Annotated in this window: 23 protein-coding genes; 9 read left to right on the top strand and 14 right to left on the bottom strand. The window is 65.6% G+C overall.

Annotated features, from left to right (window positions below):
• The first annotated feature begins 46 nt into the window (after positions 1-46).
• The gene (gene mscL / locus ACIBJI_RS00985; protein WP_364356283.1) at positions 47-493 is read left to right on the top strand and encodes a large conductance mechanosensitive channel protein MscL; all 447 of its coding nucleotides are present in this window, start codon (positions 47-49) and stop codon (positions 491-493) included.
• Positions 494-545: 52 nt separating this feature from the next.
• On the opposite strand, the gene ACIBJI_RS00980 is transcribed toward mscL, so the two are convergent.
• The 5 genes from ACIBJI_RS00980 to ACIBJI_RS00960 form a co-directional block, all read right to left on the bottom strand.
• Positions 546-2954, bottom strand: a complete 2409-nt coding sequence (locus tag ACIBJI_RS00980; RefSeq protein ID WP_397082643.1) for an ATP-binding cassette domain-containing protein — start codon at positions 2952-2954, stop codon at positions 546-548.
• A 189-nt stretch (positions 2955-3143) separates the two neighbouring features.
• Entirely contained in the window at positions 3144-3554 is a 411-nt protein-coding gene (locus tag ACIBJI_RS00975) for a VOC family protein (protein ID WP_364356289.1), read from the bottom strand.
• A 20-nt stretch (positions 3555-3574) separates the two neighbouring features.
• Positions 3575-4009, bottom strand: coding sequence for a helix-turn-helix transcriptional regulator (locus ACIBJI_RS00970; protein WP_364356292.1), 435 nt, complete (start codon positions 4007-4009; stop codon positions 3575-3577).
• A 38-nt stretch (positions 4010-4047) separates the two neighbouring features.
• Entirely contained in the window at positions 4048-5220 is a 1173-nt protein-coding gene (locus ACIBJI_RS00965; protein ID WP_397083031.1) for an Ig-like domain-containing protein, read from the bottom strand.
• 139 nt (positions 5221-5359) lie between these two features.
• Complete coding sequence (locus ACIBJI_RS00960) at positions 5360-6451, bottom strand: UDP-N-acetylmuramate dehydrogenase (RefSeq protein WP_397083029.1); 1092 nt, start codon at positions 6449-6451, stop codon at positions 5360-5362.
• A 40-nt stretch (positions 6452-6491) separates the two neighbouring features.
• Between ACIBJI_RS00960 and ACIBJI_RS00955 the strand changes: the two genes are divergently transcribed.
• The 3 genes from ACIBJI_RS00955 to ACIBJI_RS00945 all read left to right on the top strand — a co-directional run bounded on the left by ACIBJI_RS00955 (position 6492) and on the right by ACIBJI_RS00945 (position 8398).
• A complete protein-coding gene (locus ACIBJI_RS00955; protein WP_364356295.1) occupies positions 6492-6977 on the top strand; it encodes a DUF2505 domain-containing protein in 486 nt (161 codons plus the stop codon).
• Between the two features lie 126 nt (positions 6978-7103).
• A complete protein-coding gene (locus tag ACIBJI_RS00950; protein ID WP_364356298.1) occupies positions 7104-7625 on the top strand; it encodes a DUF2505 domain-containing protein in 522 nt (173 codons plus the stop codon).
• Complete coding sequence (locus tag ACIBJI_RS00945) at positions 7595-8398, top strand: class I SAM-dependent methyltransferase (RefSeq protein ID WP_397082641.1); 804 nt, start codon at positions 7595-7597, stop codon at positions 8396-8398. The genes ACIBJI_RS00950 and ACIBJI_RS00945 overlap by 31 nt, the downstream gene beginning before the upstream one ends.
• 85 nt (positions 8399-8483) lie before the next feature.
• On the opposite strand, the gene ACIBJI_RS00940 is transcribed toward ACIBJI_RS00945, so the two are convergent.
• Entirely contained in the window at positions 8484-9959 is a 1476-nt protein-coding gene (locus ACIBJI_RS00940; protein ID WP_397082639.1) for a hypothetical protein, read from the bottom strand.
• 94 nt (positions 9960-10053) lie between these two features.
• Positions 10054-10662 carry a hypothetical protein gene (locus tag ACIBJI_RS00935; protein WP_364356307.1) on the bottom strand — a complete coding sequence of 203 codons (609 nt, stop codon included), beginning with the start codon at positions 10660-10662 and terminating at the stop codon, positions 10054-10056.
• Positions 10663-10785: 123 nt separating this feature from the next.
• On the opposite strand from ACIBJI_RS00935, the gene ACIBJI_RS00930 reads away from it, so the two are divergent.
• Positions 10786-11517 carry a DUF2993 domain-containing protein gene (locus ACIBJI_RS00930; RefSeq protein WP_364356310.1) on the top strand — a complete coding sequence of 244 codons (732 nt, stop codon included), beginning with the start codon at positions 10786-10788 and terminating at the stop codon, positions 11515-11517.
• Between the two features lie 388 nt (positions 11518-11905).
• Here the strand turns inward: ACIBJI_RS00930 and deoC are convergent, their stop codons facing one another.
• On the bottom strand, positions 11906-12532 hold the full coding sequence (gene deoC, locus ACIBJI_RS00925; protein WP_364356413.1) for a deoxyribose-phosphate aldolase: 627 nt from the start codon (positions 12530-12532) through the stop codon (positions 11906-11908).
• A 201-nt stretch (positions 12533-12733) separates the two neighbouring features.
• Between deoC and ACIBJI_RS00920 the strand changes: the two genes are divergently transcribed.
• Together ACIBJI_RS00920 and purU are read left to right on the top strand one after the other, a co-directional pair.
• The gene (locus ACIBJI_RS00920) at positions 12734-13282 is read left to right on the top strand and encodes a GNAT family N-acetyltransferase (protein WP_396958287.1); all 549 of its coding nucleotides are present in this window, start codon (positions 12734-12736) and stop codon (positions 13280-13282) included.
• Between the two features lie 181 nt (positions 13283-13463).
• A complete protein-coding gene (purU, locus tag ACIBJI_RS00915) occupies positions 13464-14354 on the top strand; it encodes a formyltetrahydrofolate deformylase (protein WP_396958286.1) in 891 nt (296 codons plus the stop codon).
• A 4-nt stretch (positions 14355-14358) separates the two neighbouring features.
• Here purU and ACIBJI_RS00910 read toward each other — a convergent pair whose 3' ends face one another.
• Complete coding sequence (locus ACIBJI_RS00910) at positions 14359-15393, bottom strand: alpha/beta fold hydrolase (RefSeq protein ID WP_396958285.1); 1035 nt, start codon at positions 15391-15393, stop codon at positions 14359-14361.
• Between the two features lie 556 nt (positions 15394-15949).
• Entirely contained in the window at positions 15950-17230 is a 1281-nt protein-coding gene (locus tag ACIBJI_RS00905) for a cytochrome P450 (RefSeq protein ID WP_396958284.1), read from the bottom strand.
• A gap of 102 nt (positions 17231-17332) precedes the next feature.
• Here ACIBJI_RS00905 and ACIBJI_RS00900 point away from each other — a divergent pair, with 102 nt between their 5' ends.
• Positions 17333-18958 carry a GMC oxidoreductase gene (locus ACIBJI_RS00900; RefSeq protein WP_397082637.1) on the top strand — a complete coding sequence of 542 codons (1626 nt, stop codon included), beginning with the start codon at positions 17333-17335 and terminating at the stop codon, positions 18956-18958.
• 74 nt (positions 18959-19032) lie between these two features.
• On the opposite strand, the gene ACIBJI_RS00895 is transcribed toward ACIBJI_RS00900, so the two are convergent.
• The 4 genes from ACIBJI_RS00895 to ACIBJI_RS00880 form a co-directional block, all read right to left on the bottom strand.
• Positions 19033-19329, bottom strand: a complete 297-nt coding sequence (locus ACIBJI_RS00895; RefSeq protein ID WP_396958282.1) for a DUF2516 family protein — start codon at positions 19327-19329, stop codon at positions 19033-19035.
• Positions 19330-19402: 73 nt separating this feature from the next.
• A complete protein-coding gene (locus tag ACIBJI_RS00890; RefSeq protein ID WP_396958281.1) occupies positions 19403-20053 on the bottom strand; it encodes a heparin-binding hemagglutinin in 651 nt (216 codons plus the stop codon).
• Positions 20050-20550, bottom strand: a complete 501-nt coding sequence (locus ACIBJI_RS00885; RefSeq protein ID WP_364356334.1) for a helix-turn-helix transcriptional regulator — start codon at positions 20548-20550, stop codon at positions 20050-20052. The genes ACIBJI_RS00890 and ACIBJI_RS00885 overlap by 4 nt, the downstream gene beginning before the upstream one ends.
• A 156-nt stretch (positions 20551-20706) precedes the next feature.
• Positions 20707-21924, bottom strand: a complete 1218-nt coding sequence (locus ACIBJI_RS00880) for a DUF445 family protein (protein ID WP_364356416.1) — start codon at positions 21922-21924, stop codon at positions 20707-20709.
• A 423-nt stretch (positions 21925-22347) separates the two neighbouring features.
• Here ACIBJI_RS00880 and ACIBJI_RS00875 point away from each other — a divergent pair, with 423 nt between their 5' ends.
• Positions 22348-23028 (top strand): TetR/AcrR family transcriptional regulator, encoded by a 681-nt coding sequence (locus ACIBJI_RS00875; protein ID WP_364356419.1) that lies wholly within the window; start codon positions 22348-22350, stop codon positions 23026-23028.
• Positions 23029-23224 lie beyond the last annotated feature (196 nt).

Raw genomic sequence — 23224 nt, 5'->3', positions numbered from 1 at the left:
GCGGGGAGGCGGACAAGCATTTAACCAGATTGGAGTAGCTCGGCTCATGCTCAAGGGTTTCAAAGATTTCCTGATGCGCGGGAATGTCATCGATCTCGCCGTCGCGGTCGTCATGGGTACCTCGTTCACCGCAGTGGTGACGGCAGTGACAAAGGGAATCATCAATCCGCTGCTCGCGGTGTTGGGTAAGACCAATGAGCTGGGGCTCGGAGTTCAGCTGGTCTCCGGTAAGCCGGCCACCTTCATCGCGATCGGGCCGATCATCACCGCGCTCATCGACTTCATGCTGGTCGCCGGGGTGCTGTACTTCGTGCTGATGGTGCCGATGAAGACGCTGAAGAACCGCTTCGGCACCGCCAAGGTGGCCGAGCCGAGCGAGATCGAATTGCTCATCGAGATTCGCGATCTGCTCGCCAAGCAGCAGAAGGATTCGGTCGTCGATGCCGAATCGTTCGGTAAGGACGGTTCGCTCGTCAAGGAGAACGCGCGGTAATCGCCCCGCGTTTCGCCCCCGCACGGTTCGTCCGAGCGGGGGCGATTCTCGTTCATGCGCCGACGTATGCCGCCAGATGTTCGCCGGTGAGGGTGGCACGCTCGGCGACCAGGTCGGCGGGCGTGCCCTCGAAGACGATCTTGCCGCCGTCGTGGCCGGCGCCGGGACCGAGGTCGATAATCCAGTCGGCGTGCGCCATGACCGCCTGGTGATGCTCGATGACGATCACCGACTTACCGGAGTCGACCAACCGATCGAGCAGGCCGAGCAACTGTTCGACATCGGCGAGGTGCAGGCCGGTCGTCGGCTCGTCGAGGACGTAGACGCCACCCTTCTCCGTCATATGAGTGGCCAGCTTGAGCCGCTGCCGCTCGCCGCCGGACAGCGTGGTGAGCGGCTGGCCGAGGGTGAGGTAGCCGAGCCCGACATCGGCGAGCCGGTCGAGAATCTTCTCCGCGGCCGGTGTACGCGCCGGGCCGCCGCTGAAGAACTCCTGCGCCTCAGCCACCGACATCGCGAGCACCTCGCTGATATCGCGGCCACCGAGGTGGTACTCGAGCACCGCGGCCTGGAACCGCTTGCCCTCGCACACCTCACAGGTGGTCGCCACACCGGCCATGACCGCCAGGTCGGTGTAGATGACGCCCGCGCCATTGCAGTTGGGGCATGCGCCCTCGGAGTTGGCACTGAAAAGCGCCGGCTTGACACCGTTTTCCTTCGCGAAGGCCTTGCGGATCGGGTCCAGCAGTCCGGTGTAGGTCGCCGGGTTGCTCCGCCGAGAGCCGCGGATCTGGCCCTGATCGACCGACACCACGTCCGCGGAGCTTGCGGAGCGGCCATCGAGTCGAGCCGCGCCAGCCGGAATGGAACCGTGCACAAGTGAACTCTTACCCGAGCCAGCGACACCGGTGATGACGGCGAGCACACCGAGCGGAATGTCTACATCGACATCACGCAGGTTGTTCGTCGATGCCCCGCGAATCTCCAACGCGCCGTTGGGCTTTCGCACCGTCTCCTTCAGCGCGGCCCGATCGTCGAAGTGGCGGCCGGTAATGGTGCCGCTGCCGCGCAGCCCATCGACGCTGCCCTCGAAGCAGACGGTGCCGCCGCCGGTACCGGCGCCGGGACCCAGGTCGACGATGTGGTCGGCGATGACGATCGTCTCCGGCTTGTGCTCGACCACAAGCACCGTATTGCCCTTGTCCCGCAGCCGCAGCAGCAGTTCGTTCATCCGCTGGATGTCATGCGGGTGCAGGCCCGCGGTGGGCTCGTCGAATACGTAGGTGACGTCGGTGAGCGAGGAGCCGAGGTGGCGGATCATCTTGACGCGTTGCGCCTCACCGCCCGACAGCGTGCCCGCGGGCCGTTCCAGCGAGAGGTAGCCGAGCCCGATCTCCACGAACGAGTCGAGGGTATGCCGCAGCGAGGTCAGTAGCGGCGCCACCGACGGTTCCTTCAGCCCGCTGACCCATTCGGCCAGATCGCTGATCTGCATAGCGCAGGCGTCAGCGATGCTGATGCCCTTGATCTTCGACGATCGCGCCAACTCGCTGAGCCGGGTGCCATCGCATTCGGGGCAGGTCTGGAAGGTGACCGCCCGCTCCACGAACGCGCGGATATGCGGCTGCAGCGCGTCGACGTCCTTGGACAGCATCGACTTGCGGATCCGCGGGATCAGGCCCTCATAGGTCAGGTTGATGCCGTCGACCTTGATCTTGGTCGGTTCCTTGTAGAGCAGATCGTTGAGTTCGCGCTTGTTGTACTTCTTGATCGGCTTATCCGGATCGAAGAAGCCGCAACCGGTGAAGATGCGGCCGAACCAGCCGTCCATGCTGTAGCCGGGGATGGTGAGCGCGCCCTCGTTCAGCGATTTCGTATCGTCGTACAGCTGGGTCAGGTCGATGTCGTTGACCGAACCACGGCCCTCACAGCGCGGACACATGCCGCCGGTGATGCTGAAGCTGCGGCGCTCCTTCACCGTCTTCCCGGCGCGCTCGATCGCGACCGCACCCGCGCCGCTGATCGAAGCGACATTGAAGGAGAACGCCTGCGGCGAGCCGATATGCGGCTTGCCGAGTCGGCTGAACAGGATGCGCAGCATGGCATTGGCGTCGGTGGCGGTGCCGACCGTGGAGCGCGGATCGACGCCCATGCGCTGCTGGTCGACGATGATCGCGGTGGTCAGCCCGTCGAGCACGTCGACCTCGGGCCGCGCAAGTGTGGGCATGAAGCCCTGCACGAAGCTGCTGTAGGTCTCGTTGATCAGCCGCTGCGACTCGGCGGCGATGGTATCGAATACCAGCGAACTCTTGCCCGAGCCGGATACACCGGTGAACACCGTCAGCCGGCGCTTCGGGATTTCGATGCTGATGTCTTTGAGGTTGTTCACGCGTGCGCCGAGCACGCGGATCAGATCGTGGCTGTCGGCAGCGTGGGGTTGCGTGTCCATCTTCTTGGCCATGCCGATCGGTTCTCCATCTGGTTGCGCGGGCCGCCTGCGCGGTCTCCGTCGGAGTCCACTAGCTCGATCTAATCAGCTTCGAGCAGTGCGTTTCGGTTCTTCTACGGCGGGAGTCGTGGCAAGTGGCTTGCCGTTGGCTCGACGCCGGTGACCCGCGGTAGTCACCGGCGTCGAGCGCAGCGATCGCACTCAGCTCAACTGCTGGATACGGACCATGTTTCCGGCGGGATCACGGAAGGCGCAGTCGCGGACCCCGTATGGCTGATCGGTCGGCTCCTGGACGACCTCGGCATTGGTGGCCTGCACCTTCTCGAAGGTAGCGTCGACATCCTTGGTAGCCAACAGGATGCTGGCGTAGGTGCCCTTGGCCATCATCTCGGCGATGGTGCGGCGCTCCTCATCGGTGATGCCCGGATCGGCGGCCGGTGGGTGCAGGACAATGGATGTGCCGGGCTGGTCGACCGGGCCGACGGTGAGCCAGCGCATTCCGTTGAATCCGACGTCTTTGCGCAGCTCGAAGCCGAGGGCGTCGCGGTAGAAGGTGAGGGCGGCCTCCGGGTCGTCCTGTGGAAGGAAGCTCGCTTGAATGATGATGTCCATGGCTTTCACGCTAATTGCTGCTAGGTGACCCGCGCTTCTCGATTCCTGATCGGTCTGGTCACCCTTTTGACGACCAGCGTCGGCAGGTCCACCGTGGCGTGTTCGGCCTGCTCCCGGTAGGCGCTGGGCGGTATCCCGACCAGCTCGGTGAACCGCGTACTGAAGGTCCCCAGCGACTGGCAGCCGACCGCGAAACAGACCTCGGTCACGCTGAGATCGCCGCGCCGCAACAACGACATCGCGCGCTCGATGCGCCGCGTCATCAGGTAGGAGTACGGCGACTCGCCGTAGGCGAGCTTGAACTGGCGGCTCAGGTGACCGGCCGATATGTGCTCGTCGCGAGCCAGCCGCTCGACATCGAGCGGTTGGTCGTATTCCCGGTCGATCCGGTCACGGATGCGACGCAGGCGCGCGAGCTCGCGTAGGTGGTCCTCCGTGGCTGGTTTGCTGGTCACCTGACCGATCGTCGCATGTCGCGCTGGGTTTGCCTAGCTCAGCGACCACCGGCCGGCAGCGGCGGCACGGGTGTCGCGGATACCGGATTCTTGGGCTCGCCCTGCAATGCCGACAGCCCCGTCCAGGTATTCCAATCGATGGTCCAGTCGTAGAGATCGCCGTCGGCGGCCGACAGCGCGATCGATGTGCCGGTTACCTCGACCGGATCGCCGTAGAGGGCGGTCGGAAAGAAGGCCTGCGCATCGGTCGGCGACAGGTTGATGCAGCCGTTGGTGACATTCGAAGAGCCCTGTGCCGAAAGGGATTCCGGGTTGGCGTGAATGAATTCGCCGTTATTCGAGATGCGTACGGCCCAGCGTTCGCGAACGTTGGTGTAGAACGGCGGATTCGACATCATGAAGTCTTCGTACTTCTCGGTGACGACGTGCACACCGGAACGGGTGACGTTGCGCGCTTCATTGCCCTGGCCGTAGCTGACCGCGAAGTCCAAGACGATCTGTCCGTCGCGAACGACCTGCATGCGATGGCTCGGTGCGTTGGCCTTGACGATCTGGCTGCGGCCGATGCGGAAATCCGAAGTGAGATCCGAATATCCGTAGTTTCCGCCGCCGAGATCCAGGCCGTAGAGCTTGGCCGTGACGTGCACGGTGGTGCCGGGCGCCCAGTAGTCCTTCGGCCGCCAATGCACGCGCGAGCCGCCGTTGTCGTCCGGGAACCAGGCCCAGGCGCCCTCGGTCGGCGGGTTGGTGGTGACCGTGAGCGCCTTCTCCACGGCGGCCTTGTTCTGCACAGATCCCTTGAACTGCAAGATGATCGGCGCGGCGATGCCGACTTCCTGGTTATCGGCGATATTGAGCGTCGCGGGGAAGGTGTTCTTCGGCGCCAGGGTGGTGAAGGTGCCCTCGATCGGGGCCGGCCTGTGGTCGGGGCCTACTGCGGTGCCGGACCAGGTGTATTCGGCGTCGTAGCCGAGCGGTTCGGTGGTCCGGTAGCTGTGCTTGTCCGCGGCGAGTTCGCCGGCGACCTGCTTGCCGTTGGCATTGGTCAGCGCGATCTGGTCGATGGTGCCGTCGGTGACGGTGACCGAGATCGGTGCGGTCGGATTGACGTTCTTGGCGTCGGCGGCAGGTGTCAGCGTGACCTTCGCGACGGGGGCGTTGTCTTCGGCGGAGTCACTCTTACCACCTTTGTCGGACGTGCATCCGGCCATCAGCGCGACTACCACGAGCAGCACGGCGGAGACGGCGGCGGCCGGTCTGTGAATGACTGGGCGATGGCTCACTTCATCGAATTTACGCGGCGAAAACCGGGTGCCCGGCCAGCGAAGAGTGTGGTGTCCGTTTCACCGTTTAGAGAGCCACCCCGATGGGTACCGGCTCAGGTTCCAGCCGGATCCCGAATCGCTCGGCTACACCGTCGCGGACCGTACGGGCCAGTGCGACCAGATCGGCGGCGGTCGCGCTGCCGCGGTTGGTCAAGGCCAACGTATGTTTCGTAGACAGCCGGGCCGGGGCGTCCGGGCCCGGAAAACCCTTGGCGAAACCCGCCCGTTCGATGAGCCAGCCCGCGGAGAATTTGACGCCGTCGGAAGCCGGATAGGTCGGGATCGTGACATCGCCCACATGGGCGGTGATCGCAGCCTTCACTTGCTCGACCCGATGGTTCGCAACGACCGGATTGGTGAAGAACGAGCCCGCGCTCCAGGTGTCGTTATCGGCGGGGTCGAGGACCATGCCCTTGCCCGCGCGCAGCTTCAGCACCGCCGCCCGGACTTGGTCGGCGGGACGGGAGTCACCATTGTCCGCGCCGAGTGCGTTCGCGAGTTCGCCGTAGCGCAACGGTGCGCTCGAGCCGTCGGGATTGAGTGCGAAGTCCACCTCGAGCACCACGGCGGTATCGCGATGCTTGAGGGCGCTGGTGCGGTAGCCGAAGCCGAGTTCGGCCGGTTCGACCCAGCGGATCTCACCGCTCGCGCGGTCCAGCAGGCGCACCCGGCGCAGCAGGCTCTCGACCTCCACGCCGTACGCACCGACGTTCTGTACCGGCGTCGCACCGGCGGATCCGGGAATGCCCGACAGGCATTCCAGCCCCCCGAGACCGGCCTCGATCGTGGCCGCGACCACCGCGTCCCAGTTCGCACCTGCTTCGGCAACCACACTGTCCGCGCCGATCTCGACCGTCTCGTTGCGCACCAGGACCACCACACCGTCGAAGCCGTCGTCGCCGACGAGCAGGTTGGATCCGCCCGCGAGCAGCAGTACTGGAATGCCCGCGGTGTCCAGCGTCCGGACCGTCGCGATCAGCGCTTCGGTCGTCGCGCACTCCGCGACCGTGGCCGGACCGCCGACCCGCAATGTAGTCAGCTCGGCCAGCCGCACCGATTCGCGCAGCCGCGCACCGCTATCGACCAGCAGCTCGCGCAGCTGGTCCGCCGACACCACCCGTGAAGTTCGCACGCCCCAGACGGTAGCCTGTTCGACCATGGCTACACCCCTGGCGTACACGGCTCACTACTCGTCTCCGGTTGCCGCCGTACGCGCGGCCTTCGCCGATGAGCAGTACTGGAAGGACCGCATCGCCGAGGTGGGTGGCGATAAAGCCCGGCTGGATTCGGTCACCGCCAACGGCGACCAGGTCATTGTCGAGATGGCGCAGATCATCGCCGCCGAACTGCTGCCGCCGGCGATCACCGCGGTGCGGCCCGGCGATCTGATCATCCCGCGCACCGAGCGCTGGACCGGCGATTCGGCCACCTTCACCGCGCGGGTCGAGGGTGCGCCCGCCGAGGTCCACGGGACAATCGAGCTCACGGCCGACGGCTCCGGTTCGGTGGCACAGACCAAGGGCACCATCGAGGTGAAGATTCCGCTGTTCGGCGGAAAGATCGAGGCCGCGATCGCCGAGCGGTTGACCGAACTGCTGGCCAACGAGGAAGAATTCACGAACAACTGGGTCGGCAAGCACTGAGGTTGGTCGGCAGGGCAGTGAACACGATGTGCTGATTCCGCGTGGCGTGAGTGTGGAGTTGTGGCGAATCCCCAGACCCACCGCCGAGCGATGCGGCGGCATGCGGTCCCGGTAACGTACACCCTCATGGCTCGCCGACTGGACTATTCAGCCCGCTTCCCGCTGCACACCACCAAGGAGCTGTACGCGGCGATGTCGACCCGGGAGTACTGGGAAGACCGGTGCGCGGAGATGTCGAAAATAGCGCCCGGTAACGAAGTCGCGAGCCTCGATGTCAGCGACTCGGGTATCGATGTCGTGCTGAACCACATCCTGCCGCGCGACATGCTGCCGGAGATCGCGCAGGCGGTCATGCGCAAAGATATGGTCATCACCCGCAAGGAGAGCTGGGGACCGTTCGACGAGAACGAGTCGGTCGGCAAGTTCTCGGCCTCCATTCCGGCCGGGCCGGGCAGCCTCGGCGGCACCATTCGCCTGTTCCCCACCGACACCGGCTGCACCATGCGATTCTCCTCCGAGGCCAAGGTGTTCATCCCAATGGTCGGCCCGCGACTCGAACAGCTGATGCTGGTCAACCTGGTCGACCTGTTCCGCGGCGAGGCCGAGCAGACCGTGAAGTGGCTGGAAGAGCAAAACCCGACCCGCTGAGGCCGGTCGGCACCATCACCAGGGGCACCACTGGTGTCAATCGATTACGACGTAGCGACCGCTGGCTGATCCACGACGAGTTGGTCACCGGTCGACTGCGCGATGCGGCCGATCCACTGGTCGTCGACCTCGGCTATGGGGCGAGTCCGTGGACCACGCTGGAGTTGGCGGCCCGCCTGCGCACCGTCCGCGCGGACGTGCGGGTGGTCGGGCTCGAGATCGATCCGGAACGTGTGGTGCCCGCCCGCGACGGCGTCACCTTCGCGCGCGGCGGCTTCGAATTGGCCGGACTGCGGCCGGTGCTGGTGCGCGCGTTCAATGTGCTGCGCCAATATCCGGAGCCGGCCGTTCCCGATGCGTGGGCCACCATTCTGTCCGGGATGGATCCGGCCGGTTTACTCGTCGACGGCACCTGCGATGAGCTGGGCAAGCGTTGCGCTTGGGTGCTGTTGGATCGATCCGGACCGCTCTCGCTCACCCTGGCGTGGGATCCGTTCACGGTCGAACGTCCGTCCGATATCGCCGAGCGCCTGCCGAAGGTGTTGATCCACCGCAACGTTCCCGGCGAACCGATCCACGCGCTGCTGACGGCCGCTGATCGCGCGTGGGCTCGTGCCGCGCCGCTCGCCCCCTTCGGCCCCCGAGTGCGCTGGCGTGCAGCGGCCGAGACCCTCCGCCAGGAGGGTTACCCGGTCCGCACCTATCGCCGCCGCATGCGCGACTGTGTGCTCTCGGTCCCCTGGCCCGTCGTCGCCCCCAACTCAACGCCTTAGATCAAGATCAGGTGGCACTGGTGGCGGGGGCTTCTCGGTCGGCGACGCGCGCCCGAGAAGACCCGGCGGCGATCGGCCTCGGTCGTCAGGGACGGCCGAGGAGCGTGCGGAAATAGCCGGTCAGCGCCGCGAGCGGGAGGATCGAGGTCGGCTCGAAGGGCTGACGCCAGAGGCCGCCGTGGGCGGCACCGGCCACGAATATGTTCTCGGGGTTCGAGTCGGCTTCGGGTGGGGCGGAGAGATCGGCAACGAGCTTGGCCGCCAGCAGAGTTCGGGCGGTGTCGGGCTCGAAGACTTCGATGCCGAAGTGCCGGGCGCCGCGGTAGGAGGCGGCGAGGGAGCGTTGGGCGCGGAGGGATTTCGTCATGGCGGGTGGTGCGACGACACATGAGACCGTGCGGCCCGCGGTGTGCGCGAGGACCGTGCGCCAGCGCAGGAGGCGTTGGGCCAGTGCGTGATTCGGCCCCTCGGCGGAGAGCAGTGTGTCGGCGACGCTCCAGGTCGCGCCGAGGTGGTCGGGGTTCGTGGTGCGGTAGTTGGGCCGGTACAGGGCTGATGCGGTGAGCACGCGCAACAGGTGCGGGCCGACGCCGCGCTCGCGCAGACGGGCGTGAGCGTCCGCGATGACGTCCTCGGGCACGGCATAGCAGTCGGTCGGCGAACCGAGGTATGCGATGGCGGCGTCATCGCGGTGCTCGAGCAGATCCTCGACGAGGACATCCATGGCCGCGGCCAGTCGAACCCCTTGCGGTCCGGGACCATTCGCGTACAGGCCGAATACCGGGCGGGCGTCGCGGTCGAACTGGGCGCGGATCCAGTGCACCAATGCCGGGAACTGCCTGGTGATATCCGCGCCGGGTCCCGCCGTGACGGGGTAGCGCAGCCGACCCGCTCCCGCCTTCGCGAGGTCCGAAATCTCGCGCCATCGCTGCGCTCCGGGTAGGTCTATCGCGAGAACGTCAGCGCCCCAGTGCAATAGCGGCCGTAGCGGACCGAGTTCGGCCGCCGCCCCGGTCACGATCACTCGAAAACCCGGCAGCGACAACCACTCCGGATGATCGATCACCCGCTCCACCGCCGCTGCGAAGGCAGGCTCGATTATGCCGCGGCGACGCCAGTCGGTCAGCTGCTGCCACAGCGCCTCTTCGGCCAATAGTTCTCCACGGAACGGGATTTCGAGTCTGGGGGCAGGTTTCGCAGTACCGTCGATCCGACCGGTTTGGAGTCCATCGGGTGTGGCGATCGCATCGATGTCGACGCTGTGCAGCGGTGCGATCGTGTGCCCGGTCACGAAACGCAGCAGCTGGCGTGCGGCCCGCAAACCGTCGGTCGCGGTCCCCACCGACACCGCGGGCGAGCTCGCGGCCAGCGCGGTCAGGCCACGGAAGATGCCGCGGTAGCCGCAGCGCCAGTCACGGCAGGTTTCGACCTGTTGTGCGAGGTCGGCGTCATATCTGCGCACCGCATCGGCGACCACGGCGGTGGCGAACATATCGCCGATGCGCTCGGGCGCTCCGGACGGAAAGACGAGATCCCACTTGCCCTGACCTACCGTCCCCATGGTCAGTCACCCTGCCATGATTGCGCGCCGGGCAAAACCGGAGATCGACCGAATTGATAGCCGAATCGGATCATTCGCGACTTCACCGCGCCGATCACACAGCGGTGAGGGCCCGGCGCACCCGTGCCGCCGCACGCGGCGGTAGTCGCACACTCGCGGACCGGATTTCGTCGCTATCGCAGCGATGGATGGCAACCGCATCGCCGACCACCTCATCCAATGCGGATTGCCCGATATCGGCCTCGGCCAGATCGAGCACCGTGCGCACCGGCGTGGTCACCAGAAATGCGCCCGCGGATTCGAGATCGGCCGGAATCAGCGGGCGGCGCAGCACCACCAGTCGCGGGGTGACCGGCGGTCGTCCGGAACCGACCGACAAATGCAGGAATCGCGGCCGTAGTCGACCGAGTCCATGCAACTCCGCAGCACTCTGATGCGATACCGCGGCGGCCCCGTCGAACCAAGCCGCCCACATGGCGTATTCGTCGAGGGGGCCGGTGGGCCACTCGGCCAACCGCAAAATCCCGACCCCGGCTCGCGACACCGAGCCGTCGCCCAGACCGACGCGAACACGCGCCTCACATCCGGCGCGCAGCACCTGCCTGGTAGTAAAGAACCCGGCATGGCGCCCAGCCAATCGCCGCAGCACACGCCACCCGTGCTCGGCGGAATCGCGTGCACGGCCCGCCGCATCGCCAGCCATGTCGACCAGGCTACGCTCGAATTCTGTGTCACATGTCACAATCGAACCCCTCACAGCGCCCTCATAGCGAGCACAGAAAGGTCGGGAAGAATCGAGCGCATGAGCCAGCCCAACGAGCGACCCATGAACACAGGAACGCAGAGCCCACCGCCCCGGGCGGTCAACCGGCGGGCACTCGTGATCGCGCTCGTCGTGGTCACAATTCTGCTCGCTACCGTGCTGGTCGGCGGGGAGGCATACGCGCGCTACCAGGTTTCGCGGTGCATCAGCACACAGTTCGAGAAGGATATGGGTTCGAAGATCGATGTGAGCTTCGGAGCCAAGCCGATGCTGATCACCTGGATCGACGGGAAGGTCGATCACTTGAAGGTGAACAGCGACGATTCCAAGTTCGGTCCGGCCGTCGGCATGGTGGTGCACGCCAAGTTCAACGACGTCGAGATCAGCGATAATGGCAGCGGCGGCACCATCGGCAGCTCCTCAGCCGACGTCACCTGGGGCAACGACGGCATCCGGGAGACGCTCGGCGGCCTGGTCAGCGGCGTGTCGTCCGCATCGTCGACCGGGATGCTGACCCTGGATGTGCTCGGCGGACTCGCGCAGCTGCAGGTGAAGCCGGAGATCAAGGACGGCACCGTGCAGATCGAGACGAAGTCGGCGGCGCTGCTCGGCATGGGGATACCGACCGATGTGGTGTCGGGCATCGTCGAAGTGTTCACGCAGAGTCTGCAGAGCTACCCGCTGGGCCTGAAGGCCACCGATGTCAAGGTCACCGATAACGGCGTCGTGGTGAAGCTGGCCGGTGGGCGCACCGAACTGCCCGCCGCGCAGAATAACGGCAATGTCAGCTGCTGAGGCGGCTCATCGGGCCGCGCGGTGCAGCGGACTTTCGGTCGGTGAAAACGCGTTCTAGGTAGGCATTTCCATAGCTGGGTTGTCGAATCCCCGGGGTCCGTAGTCGGATCCGCCATGCAACGCCCGACCCAGGCCTCGGTTCCATCCGGTTCGACCGACCGCCGCCGCGTCATCAGTCACGTTTGCTGTACCCAGGTCCGCCAGCAACGCAGGTCTGGGTTGCCGACGGTGCGCAGCAGGGGCACGAGCGGATCAAGCCCGCGACGACCGCCCGCGGTGGCGGTCGTCGTCGCGGTCGAACCAGCGGCATACGCGATCCGACCGAGATATCGCAATCAACAGAGGAATTAGCCCACACGCTCGGCATGCTTCGACGACGCGTTCGGCATCAGGCCGGGAAACCCTCCAGCACCGCACGGGATTTCGACAGTCCGAGACGAGTCGCGCCCGCAGCGATCAGTTCGGCGGCGGCCTCGCAGGTGCGGATGCCACCGCTGGCCTTCACACCGAGACGTCCGCCGACGGTCTCGGCCATCAACTGGACCGCGTGCACGCTGGCACCACCGGAGGGGTGGAATCCCGTGGAGGTCTTCACGAAATCGGCGCCGGCACGTTCGGCGGCGCGGCAGACCTCGACGATCGCGGCATCGGACAGCGCCGCCGATTCGATGATCACCTTGAGCACCGCGCGATCCCCCATAGCCTCACGCACCGTCACGATATCGGACAGCACCGCGCTGTAATCGCCTGCGCGCGCGGCTCCGACATCGATCACCATGTCGACCTCGGCCGCACCCTGCTCGACCGCGAGGCGCGCCTCGGCGCCCTTGACGAGCGAATGGTGCTTTCCAGAAGGGAATCCGGCGACTGTGGCGACCACCACGCCGGATGCCCGAATCGGCAGCATGGACGGCGATACGCAGATCGCGTAGACGCCGAGTTCGCGTGCTTGCGCGACCAACGCGTCCACCTCCGCGGCCGTCGCCTCCGGCGCCAGTAGCGTGTGATCGATCATGGCCGCCACTTCGGCCCTGGTCAGCGACGCGGAATTTGCCACAAGGTGAGAGTCTGGCACACCGGTGGCGAATTCCGTTGCGTGCCTCCGACACATCGCGCACACTCGATAGTGTCGGTGGAGCTAGACAGCGCTTGCGACTGCACGGCCGAGGTGTTGCGCAGTTGCGGATGGCCCAATCGTTCAGGAGGAGAAGACACCGTGCTGATCCGTCGCGAACGCGCCGACGATGCCGCCGCGATCGCGGCCGTCCACCGCAGCGCCTTCGGACCGCAGTACGCGAACGCCGATAACGACCGGGAGACGGCCGCACTCACCGAAGACCCACCCGAGGTCGACCTCGTCACCCGGTTGCGCAGCGACTCCGGCTGGATCCCCACCCTATCGATGGTCGCGGTGGAACACGACACCGTCATCGGCCACGTCTGCCTCACCCGAGCGGGTGTCGGCCCGTTCCCGGTGCTCGCCCTCGGCCCGATCGGCGTCCTGGCCGAACATCAGGGCAATGGCGTCGGCGCGGCCCTGATGCACGCCGCTCTCGGCGCCGCCGACGCCCTCGACGAACCCCTGATCGGCCTGCTCGGCCACCTCGACTACTACCCCCAGTTCGGCTTCCTGCCCGCCGCCCGCCTCGGCATAACGCCGAACGAACCGGCCTGGGTTTCCCACTTCCAGGTGCGCACGCTGTCGGCGTATGACTCGCAGATCACTGGTGAATTCCGTTATGCGGAGCCGTTTTACGAGTTGTAGGTGGGTCGCTGCGGGTTTTCCGGGCACGGGTCGGGGCCGACGATTTCAAGATCAGCATGTCTCGGTGGAGGCAAACACCGACAGCGGCCCGCCAAGAGCGCTTTCTCGGCGGCGAGGTCGCTCAACACCTGGTCCCGCAGGTGGTGCGAATTGCACATACTCGACCTGGGAGGATGAGCCCATGAGTTCCGCTCCACCTGCCTCGGACGACCGACGCTACGTGCTCACCCTCGGGTGCCCGGACCGTCCCGGCATCATCGCCAGGATCACCTCCTTCATCGCGGAGTTCGGGGGGTCCATTGTGGAGGCGGGTTATCACTCCGATCCGGATATCGGCTGGTTCTTCACCCGTCAGGCGATCAAGGCGTCGACGGTGCCGTTCGGCATCGCCGAACTGCGCGACCGGTTCGCCGGAGTCGCGGCCGACTTCGGCACGGAGACAGAGTGGCAACTGCTGGACTCCGGTGAGCGTCGCCGAGCCGTACTACTGGTCAGCAAAGACGGCCACTGCCTGCACGATCTGCTCGGTCGTGCCGCGAGCGGTGAACTGCCTGCCACCATCGAAGCGGTGATCGGCAATCACCCGGACCTCGCTGGGATGACCGAGGCGCACGGCGTGAAGTTCCACCACGTGCCCTTCCCGAAGGATCCGGCCGAACGCGGCCCCGCCTTCGAGGAAGTCCGCGCCCTGGTCGACGCCCACGACCCGCACGCCGTCGTCTTGGCCCGCTTCATGCAGGTGCTGCCCGCCGAACTGTGCGAACACTGGGCAGGCAAGGCGATCAATATCCATCACAGCTTCCTGCCCTCGTTCGTCGGCGCCCGGCCCTACCATCAGGCCTTCGCTCGCGGCGTCAAACTGATCGGGGCGACCTGTCACTACGTCACCGCCGAACTCGACGCGGGTCCCATCATCGAACAAGACGTGATCCGCATCGACCATGCTGACGAAGTCCGCGATATGGTCCGCCAGGGCCGCGATATCGAACGCGTAGTCCTGGCCCGCGGCCTTCGCTGGCACCTCGAGGGCCGCGTCCTGGTCCACGGCCGCCGAACCGTGGTCTTCTCCTGACCCCTTACCCGGCTGCTTTGGCGAGCTGACGCATCGAATCGAGGATCAGAACCAGTTCCTCGTTGAACCGCTCGTACATCTCGGTGTTTCCCAGATGTCCCTGCGGGAGCACCTCGTACTTGACCAGGCTGCCTGTCTCCCTGAGCATTTCGGCGATTCGCTCGGCGTGTACCGGCGGGGTCATATCGTCGAATTCGCCGGCCAGGATTGTGGTCGGTACGACGAGGTTGCGGGCCGATTCGCCGAGATCCAGTTCGGCGAGCAGGATTCCGAATTTCGCACGGACGCGGGCGGGGCAGGAGCGGACGACCGCCAGGCTGTAGTCGACTACGTCGCCGGTGGAGCGCGAGCTCATGATCTGTCGGGCGAACGCCCACTTCACCGGGGCGATCGGCGGGAAGACGAGCGCGGCGCCGAGGCCGAGGCGGCCGAGGGCGTACGGCAGCGCGATTCGCCAATTCAGCAACGGGAGTGGGGCATTGAGGAACGGGAGGACGGTCGTCTCGGCGATCAGTCGCCCCGGCGCAGTGTTGGTCAACAGTACTGCGCATGCCTGCTTCGCGACTCGGTCCGGATAACGTCCGGCCCAGGCCTGCAGGGTCATGCCGCCGAGGCTGTGGCCGACCACAACCGCCCGCTCGCCCGGGCGCAGTGTGGCATCGAGCACAGTGGCCAGATCGTCGGCGAGCAGATCGGTGGTCAGAGGGCTGGAGCCGAGTTCGCTCTCGCCGTGACCGCGCACGTCGTAGACGACTACGCGGTACTGATCGGCAAACTCGTTGATCTGCGCATTCCAGTATTCGATGGCGCAGGTCCAGCCGTGTACCAGCACGATCGTCTGCGCATCGGCCGGTCCGTAGACGTGTACGCGCAAACGCGCACCATCCCGAGTGACCACCGGAACGACCTCATACGGCCCGGTCGGCGGATTGAAGGCCGCGGTCGCATAGGTACGCGACCGCAGGTTGGCGCGGTGTGTGTGAAGCAACCCCCGGACCCGACCAGGGAAGTCCACCAGCGCAGGCGGCATTGCACGCATCGGACACTCCTTTGTGTTACTCCCCGATACACTAAACGCAAACCGCCGTGCTTGCTAGTGCAAGCACCCCAAAAGTTATCCCCACTTCTCCCCGCCCATCCTTGTGACCGATCACAAATCCGGGCCCATCCGCCCAACCGCTCGAAGGTTCAAACCTGCCGTCACCAGCACGAACCAACCATTGCGCCCACCTGCGGACCACACTCGAATCGAATCTCCGTTCCTCCGACCAGATCTCTCCAAGTCGATCGAAAATCCATTCCCGCCGCCCAGCCGAATCTCCGACCAGCACCCGCCGCCCACCGAATTCGCGCGCCCCGGCATCCGCCAGCTGCCGAATTTCCCGCCCAGCACCCGCCGCCCACCGAATTCGCGCGCCCGGCGTCCGCCAGCTGCCGAATTTTCCCGCCCAGCACCCGCCACCCACCGAATTCCCGCCCAGCACCCGTCGCCCAGCTACCTCTGGGGCCGAGAGCCCAATCTCCCGACTAGCCGACCACCGCGCGCAGACCGCGAGCGCTCAATACGGCCATCCCCAACCTCAGCCGCGACCGGCTCAAGCACTCAGTTTGACGGGCATGGAGCGGTAGGCGTGCAGATTGCGCAGGGGATGCGGTATCGGCGGACCGTCCAGAGACAGATCCGGGTACCGCTCGAAGAGGGCTCGCAGCGCGATGGAGCCCTCCAATCGGGCCAGCGTGGCGCCCAGGCAACCATGCAACCCGCTGCCGAACGCGAGATGATCCGCGGCGTTGGCCCTGGTCACATCGAATCGTTCGGGATCGGGGAAGACGGCGGGGTCGTAGTTTGCGCCCGCCAACGACAGCAGGACCAGGGATCCGGATTCGACGCGCTGATCGGCGATGTGAACCTCACAGTTCGTGACTCGGCCCGTCATCCGCACCGGTCCGTCGTAGCGCAGGATTTCCTCGACCGCGCGTGGCCACAGCTCCGGCCGCGCCGCCAGCAGTTCCAGCTGGTCACGATGGCTTGTCAGCAGGGCGATTCCGTTGCCGAGCATATTCACCGTCGTCAAGAATCCGGCGTCCAGCAGCAGCGCCGCATTGGCCATCTGCTCGCGGCGAGTCAGCTCACCACCCTTCACCAGCATGCTGAGCACATCTTCGCCCGGCTGGGTGGTGAGTCCATCGAGGTGTTGGTCGAAGTACCGCTGCACCTCGGCCAAGTCGTCGATGGCGTGGCGGTAGGTGCTCCAGCTCAGGCCGCGTTCGAGCAGCGGTGCACCGGAATCTCCCCACTTCAGCAGGGTCGAATGCATATGCGCGGGCAACCCGAGAATCTCGGCGATGATCGCGACCGGCAACTGTGCGGAAAAGTTGACGATCAGATCCGGTCGCGGCTCCGATTCCAGGCGGTCGAGCAGGTCATCGGTCACTTCGACAACCCGCTCCCGTAGTTTGGCGATCGCCTTCGGGGTGAACGCCTGCCCGACCAGGCGTCGGTACCGGGTGTGGTCGGGCGGATCGGTCACCAGCATCGAGGGTGGCTCCGCGAGGTTGGGAAGTCCAGGATCCGTTTTGGTCATCACCCAGCGGATGGGCTTCGGCAAGGCCGAATGGTTGGGCGTGACAACGCTGAAGCGACGGTCTCGCAGGATGAGTCGGCACAATTCGTAGTCCGCGGTCACGCGCAAACCCGACACCTTGGGCATCCGGCCTCGCTGGCGGATCTCCTCGATGTACTGCGACGAGCCGAGCAAACGATCCGGACCGACCGCGATCTGTCCGAGGGGATCGCCCCGACGCGCCGCCCACAGGAGGTAGAACCGTGGCACGCCATGCATCATCAGCCACCGGATCCATACGCGTATCCACATGTTGTCACCTCCGACTCCCCCTTTTCATATGATAGATAGCCGCTATGGACGGACTGGAGCTATCGGCTGCTGGAGCAACTTTCGGATCGGGTGAGAGGCACCATGGACAGGCGCGGTTTCGTCAAGGGCGCTGGCCTGGCGACGATGCTGGGTTTTGCGAGTGGAAGCACGCTTGCGGCGCGGGCCGATGACTACAGCCCGAGCCCGAGATCGTCGGTGTACCGCACGCTGGTGCCGGAGATCTTCGCGCCGCTGCCGGACCCGGCCGATCATGTGCCTGCGATCGTCATCGGATCGGGATTCGGGGCGTCGATCACCGCCCTGCGTCTGGCGCAGTCGGGGACCCAGGTCGCGGTGCTCGAGCGGGGGTCGCGCTGGCCCAGTGATCCGTGGCGCAACATCTTCGCCACCGACACGATTCCGGATGGCCGCGGCTTCTGGCACCGCGCCACCTTTACCGGCGTGAACAAGATCCCGGTGCAAATCGATCCGTTCGGCGGGGTCCTCGACGTTTCCAGTTATCCGGGTATCGACGTGTGGCACGGTGCATGCGTGGGCGGTGGTTCGGTGGTGTTCACCGGAGTGATGATCGAGCCGGAGCAGCGGTTCTTCGACAGCGTGTTCCAGGGTGTGGTCGACTACCGCGAGATGCACGACGTCTACTACCCCAGGGTCCGAAATACGTTGCGGCTGAGCTCGATACCGAACGATATCTACGACTCTTTCGCGTTCACCCACTCGCGGGCCTGGGACGAGCAGGTCCGCGCGGCCGGCTACACGCCGCAGCGCATCGACGGCAGTTGGAATTGGGACGTCATCCGCGACGAGCTGACCGGACGATCGATGCCGTCGGCGACGGTCGGCTGTTCGAACCTCGGCAATTCCAACGGCGCGAAGTTCGATCTGAGCCAGAACTACCTGCGCTATGCCGAGGACACCGGCTGCGCCCAGATCTATCCCGGCCATCGCGTGGACGCCGTCGCCAAGGAACCGGGAGCGTCGGGTCGCTATACCGTCACCGTGACCAAACTCGCACCTACCGGCGAGGTGCTCCGCATACGAACACTGACCTGCGACAAGCTGTTCCTCGCCGCGGGCTCCATCGGCACCTCCGAGCTGCTGGTATGCGCGCGGGAAACCGGAGCGCTGCCGAACCTGAACGAGCATATCGGCGAAGGCTGGGGCAGCAACGGCGACGTCGCCTTGGCGCGGCCTGCGAACTCGCTCGAGGTCGGTACGCAGGGCACGCCGTCCGCGAGCCGGATTCTGGACGAGGCGGGCGCACCCGTGTCGCTGGAGAACTGGTTCGTCCCCGGCACGACGCCCTTCGACATCGGTATCGTCGCGTCGCTGGGCATTGTGCTCGACGACACGCGCGGCCGTTTCGTCTACAACCCGACCGACGGGAGCGTCGCGCTGCAGTGGCCAGCAAACGGTGCCACCGACTACCTGGCGCGAGCGCGGGAAGTCAACAACAAGGCGACCTGCCAATGCCCGTCCATCGCCCAACCGGCCTTGGAGGCGGACGCCTCATTCACCTCACATCCGTTGGGCGGCGCGGTGATCGGACGCGCGACGGACCCGTACGGTCGGGTATGTGGTTATCGAGGCCTGTACGTGATGGACGGGGCGGCTTTACCCGGCAGCACCGGAACAGTGAACCCCTCGTTGACGATCTGTGCGCTTGCTGAGCGCAATATCGAAGAGATCATTCGTTCCGGGGAGTAGTTGGCGGACGTGCCGAGCACGACGCAGCCAACCGCGAGCGCCGCACTCCCCCGACAGCTCAACCGAGCGCACTACTACCAGCGCGGCCCGCGCTGAACCTCGTCCACCTTCGGCCGCACATCGGCCAGGTACACGCCGGTCGCGATAATCGACACCAGCGCAAGCAAACTCGTGACGCTCAGCGACAGCAGCAGGAACAACAGCGCGGCACCGAGGATCGCGATCCAGATCGGTTTGGTCAGCTTGTCGACCGCGGTGAAGGCGTCGGGACGCTGGCGGATGGCGTGGATGAGCGCGAAAATCGTCGCGCCGAGCGCCAAGAGCCGCAGCCCGTACAAGATCCAGCTGGCCAATCCGTGCGCTGTGTCCACCAGCCCATCATAGAAGCAACGACCCCGCACACGTCGGGTGTGCGGGGCCGTCGGCGTGGAGAAGGTAAGGGCGTCAGGCCTTCTTGGGGGCCGCCTTCTTGGCCGGAGCCTTCTTGGCGGCGGGCGCCTTCTTGGCCGGAGCCTTCTTGGCGGCGGCGCCGTCGGTGGCGGGCGCGGTCTCGGTGGTCACATCGATGACCTCGGCCTCGACGACCGGCTCGACCTCGGCCTCGTCTTCTTCCTTGACCGGACGGCCGATCAACTCGTTGACCTTGGCGAGGGCATCCTCGGCGCGGCTGGCCGCATCCTTGTACAGCGTCTCGACGCGCTCGATCTGATCCTCGACCAGGTGGTTGGCGCGGAGCCGCTCGACGGTCTCCTCGCCGCGCACAGCCAGATCCGCGTAGATGTCGAGCACCTGGGTGTAGTACTTCTCGGCGAGCGCCTTCAGCTCCTCCGGGGTGAACTTCTCGCGCAACTCGGCGAGGTCCTCCGGCAACTCCGAGGGCAGTCCGGACAGCCGCTCGCGCAGCGTCTCGAACTGGGCCCGGACATCGGCGGGTACGTTGGCGAACCGCTCGCGCGCCTCTTCGACGCGACCGCTGACATCGGCGGTGGCGGCGCGCTCACGCACCTGGCTGACGGCGTCGACAACCGCGGTGTACACGGCATCACCGGCACCGACGGTTGCGAACAGTGGCTTGATGGTTGCGTTTTCGGTCATTCTTCGCTCTCCTGGCGTGGCGGAGTTGGTGATGTGCTCGGAACGTCGCTGTCCCACTCGTTCCCCCCTGGCTCGCTTCCTCCGTTTTCCCGGCGAAACGATTCATAGATTTCCAGCAGCACCTGCTTCTGCCGCTCGCTGATCGACGTATCGGCAAGCAGGGCATCCCGGACCGGACTGTGCGGCCGTTGCTCGAGATAGCCAGCCCGTACGTACAACACCTCCGAAGAGACCCGCAGTGCCTTTGCGATCTGCGCGAGTACTTCAGCGGACGGATTACGCAATCCGCGCTCGATCTGGCTGAGGTACGGATTGCTCACTCCCGCCAGCGTGGCGAGCTGACGCAACGAGACTTGCGCGGCTTCTCGCTGTGCCCTGATGAAACCTCCGATGTCGTGTGCCGCGTTGGCCACACGCGCCGCCTTTTCGCCGACACCGCTGGATCTCTCCTGCGAATCGTCGGTGTACTCGGCGGAACCTTCGGGCTGGTCTGCCATCACTCACCTTCTGGCGGTTGTACGTATCCAATTCTAAGGCAGGGTGCTAGCTATTGCAAGCACACTGTTAGCACCGTTCCGGTAACAGCGCGCTCCACCCAGTTCGCCATGGTTACGCAGGCTGCTGCCTCCGGGCCTGAACTCACGCCGCGGCGGTCAGCCGCCGAACATCAAATGCGAAATCGTGTAGATCACCAGCCCTGCCAGCGATCCTACGACGGTGCCATTGATGCGAATGAATTGCAGATCACGCCCAACCTGCAATTCGATCTTCTTGCTAGCTTCCTCGGCATCCCACCTGGCAACCGTATCGGTGACCAGAGTGGTGATCTCCCCGGCATAGTTTTCCACCAGATACCGCGCGCCGCGGTCGATCCAATCGTCGACTTTGGCACGCATCTCGGCATCGTCGCGCAGCCGCTCCCCGAGCTGCTGCACATTCTCGGCGACCTTGCGCCGCAACGTGGAGTTCGGATCGTCGGCGGATTCCAGGATCAGCCGCTTGGCCGCGCGCCAGGTCGCCTCGGCCATGCCGGTGATCTCCTCGCGACCCATGATCTGCGCCTTGATCCGCTCGGCCTTTTTGATCATGGCGTCGTCGTGCTGCAGGTCGTAGGCGAATTCCTCGAGGAACCGATTCGCCGCGAGCCGCACCTCGTGTTCCGGATTCGACCGCACCTTCCAGGTGAACTCGACCAGTTCTCGATAGATCCTTTCTGAAAGCAGAATGTTTACGAATTTCGGAGCCCATTGCGGCGCGTCCCGCAAAACGATCCGGTCGATCGTTTCCTGCGAACCGAGCGCCCACTGGTGCGCACGCTCGGCAAGCATGTCGAGCAGCGGCAACTGCCGATTGTCGGCGAGCAGCTCAGCAAGCACCCGTCCGATCGGCGGACCCCACAGCGGTTCGGCGATCCGCTTGACGATGGTGTTGTCGATCACCTGCTCGACATCCTCGTCCCGCAGCACCCCGACCACCGCGCGCAGAATGGTCGAACTCTCCTGCGCCACCCGGCCCGCATGTCCGGGATCAGCCATCCAGCGCCCCACCCGCCAGGAGACCTGCGCCGAATTCACCTTCGCCGAGACCACATCCGGAGCAAGGAAATTCGAGCCGACGAAGGCGCCGAGACTGGCACCGAGCTGATCCTTCTTCTTCCTGATGATCGCGGTATGCGGGATCGGCAGGCCGAGCGGATGGCGAAACAGCGCGGTCACGGCGAACCAGTCGGCGAGTGCGCCGACCATGCCCGCCTCGGACGCGGCCCGCAGGTAACCGACCCAATCATCACCCGCCCCGCGCGATTCCAACCAGCGGCAGAACAGATAGATCGCCGTCGCGAACGCCAAAAACCCGGTGGCCAGGGCCTTCATCTTGAACAGATCGCGACGCTTGCCCGCCTCGTCGACGAAGGCCGCGAAACTGGTCGGTGCTGCGGACCTGGGCGTATCCAGCACCGCTGTACTGGATTGGCGGCGTTCGCGGGGCCCTTCGTGGTTACGCTCCGCTACCGCCTCCGGGCCCGTCGCTCGCGCCGCCGTGTTGCCGGGAGCTTTCTCCATGACATCCATTCTGCTGTGTGTCACCGACCGAGCTCCCGGCCGATCTCGAGCGACACGCAACCGACGCCGAATGGCCCGATTATGTGCAACCTGTCGCAACCCACACCCAAACGCGCATGTCGGTCGTTGCCTGGACCTAAGCTGGTGGTCCACGAACCCATACAAACGAGGGAGCTCACGCTGTCCACCGATGACCTTGTCGATGTCGGCGAGCTTGCCGAACGACCGGCGGCGGTGCGCACCGGCCGGACGGACGGTCGCAAGCGCCGATGGCGGCAGCACAAGATCGACCGCCGCGAAGAGCTGGTCGATGGCACCCTCGCGGCTATTCGCACGCGAGGCAGCAATGCGGGCATGGACGAGATCGCCGCGGAGATCGGCGTCTCGAAAACCGTGCTCTACCGGTACTTCTCGGATAAGAACGACCTGGTCCACGCGACCATGCAGCGGTTCATCGAGAGCACCCTGATGCCGCGGGTGTACGAGGCGATCAGCCTCGACGCGGACGAGTACCACCTGGTCCGTTCGGCCCTGGCCGCCTACGTCGGCACGGTCGACGAGGACCCGGAGGTCTACCGGTTCATCATGGGCAACGGCTCGACCGATCAGTCCTCGCTGGCCGAATTCGAGAAACTCTTCGCCGAGGTCGTCACCACGGTCATCATTGATCGCGGCGCCGAGCACGGCTTCGCGACCGAGGGCGCGCTGCTGTGGTCGTATGTGCTGGTCGGCGGCATCCAGTTGGCAACACACTGGTGGACCACGGATAAGGCGATGTCGCGCGAGGAAGTCATCGACTACCTGACCATGATGGCCTGGAGTGCCATCGAGGGCATGGCGCGCGCTGGCGGCTCCCGTGCGATCTTCAACGCACAGCCGCACATCCTGCCGGACCCGCCGCAGACCGGCGCCTGAGCGCTAGCTCGTGATCGCCAACTGATCAATCGCCCGACTTCGCGCGCTAACAGGCCGCTAGCTGGGGCGCTAGCTGAAATAGTGACGGCGGTCTCGACACCGCCGCGAGGTTGGCTACTCTGAAGCCCAGCGGTACGCGGGTGTCCCACGTCACCGCGCTCTGCCTGATGGCGGTCTGCGCGGGTCGCTACGTGGT

It is taken from the genome of Nocardia sp. NPDC050408, assembly GCF_044458905.1.
Classification (GTDB): domain Bacteria; phylum Actinomycetota; class Actinomycetes; order Mycobacteriales; family Mycobacteriaceae; genus Nocardia.
Note: the sequence above shows the minus strand (reverse complement) of the source record. Positions and strands in the feature narration are given on the sequence as shown.

What these genes read in the sequence shown, in the direction of transcription:
- mscL (WP_364356283.1), top strand. Translation starts at nt 47, where the DNA reads ATGCTCAAGGGTTTCAAAGATTTCCTGATGCGCGGGAATGTCATCGAT.
- ACIBJI_RS00980 (WP_397082643.1), bottom strand. Translation starts at nt 2,954, where the DNA reads ATGGCCAAGAAGATGGACACGCAACCCCACGCTGCCGACAGCCACGAT.
- ACIBJI_RS00975 (WP_364356289.1), bottom strand. Translation starts at nt 3,554, where the DNA reads ATGGACATCATCATTCAAGCGAGCTTCCTTCCACAGGACGACCCGGAG.
- ACIBJI_RS00965 (WP_397083031.1), bottom strand. Translation starts at nt 5,220, where the DNA reads ATGGCCGGATGCACGTCCGACAAAGGTGGTAAGAGTGACTCCGCCGAA.
- ACIBJI_RS00955 (WP_364356295.1), top strand. Translation starts at nt 6,492, where the DNA reads ATGGCTACACCCCTGGCGTACACGGCTCACTACTCGTCTCCGGTTGCC.
- ACIBJI_RS00950 (WP_364356298.1), top strand. Translation starts at nt 7,104, where the DNA reads ATGGCTCGCCGACTGGACTATTCAGCCCGCTTCCCGCTGCACACCACC.
- ACIBJI_RS00940 (WP_397082639.1), bottom strand. Translation starts at nt 9,959, where the DNA reads ATGGGGACGGTAGGTCAGGGCAAGTGGGATCTCGTCTTTCCGTCCGGA.
- ACIBJI_RS00935 (WP_364356307.1), bottom strand. Translation starts at nt 10,662, where the DNA reads ATGGCTGGCGATGCGGCGGGCCGTGCACGCGATTCCGCCGAGCACGGG.
- ACIBJI_RS00930 (WP_364356310.1), top strand. Translation starts at nt 10,786, where the DNA reads ATGAACACAGGAACGCAGAGCCCACCGCCCCGGGCGGTCAACCGGCGG.
- deoC (WP_364356413.1), bottom strand. Translation starts at nt 12,532, where the DNA reads ATGATCGATCACACGCTACTGGCGCCGGAGGCGACGGCCGCGGAGGTG.
- purU (WP_396958286.1), top strand. Translation starts at nt 13,464, where the DNA reads ATGAGTTCCGCTCCACCTGCCTCGGACGACCGACGCTACGTGCTCACC.
- ACIBJI_RS00910 (WP_396958285.1), bottom strand. Translation starts at nt 15,393, where the DNA reads ATGCGTGCAATGCCGCCTGCGCTGGTGGACTTCCCTGGTCGGGTCCGG.
- ACIBJI_RS00905 (WP_396958284.1), bottom strand. Translation starts at nt 17,230, where the DNA reads ATGTGGATACGCGTATGGATCCGGTGGCTGATGATGCATGGCGTGCCA.
- ACIBJI_RS00900 (WP_397082637.1), top strand. Translation starts at nt 17,333, where the DNA reads ATGGACAGGCGCGGTTTCGTCAAGGGCGCTGGCCTGGCGACGATGCTG.
- ACIBJI_RS00890 (WP_396958281.1), bottom strand. Translation starts at nt 20,053, where the DNA reads ATGACCGAAAACGCAACCATCAAGCCACTGTTCGCAACCGTCGGTGCC.
- ACIBJI_RS00885 (WP_364356334.1), bottom strand. Translation starts at nt 20,550, where the DNA reads ATGGCAGACCAGCCCGAAGGTTCCGCCGAGTACACCGACGATTCGCAG.
- ACIBJI_RS00880 (WP_364356416.1), bottom strand. Translation starts at nt 21,924, where the DNA reads ATGAAGGCCCTGGCCACCGGGTTTTTGGCGTTCGCGACGGCGATCTAT.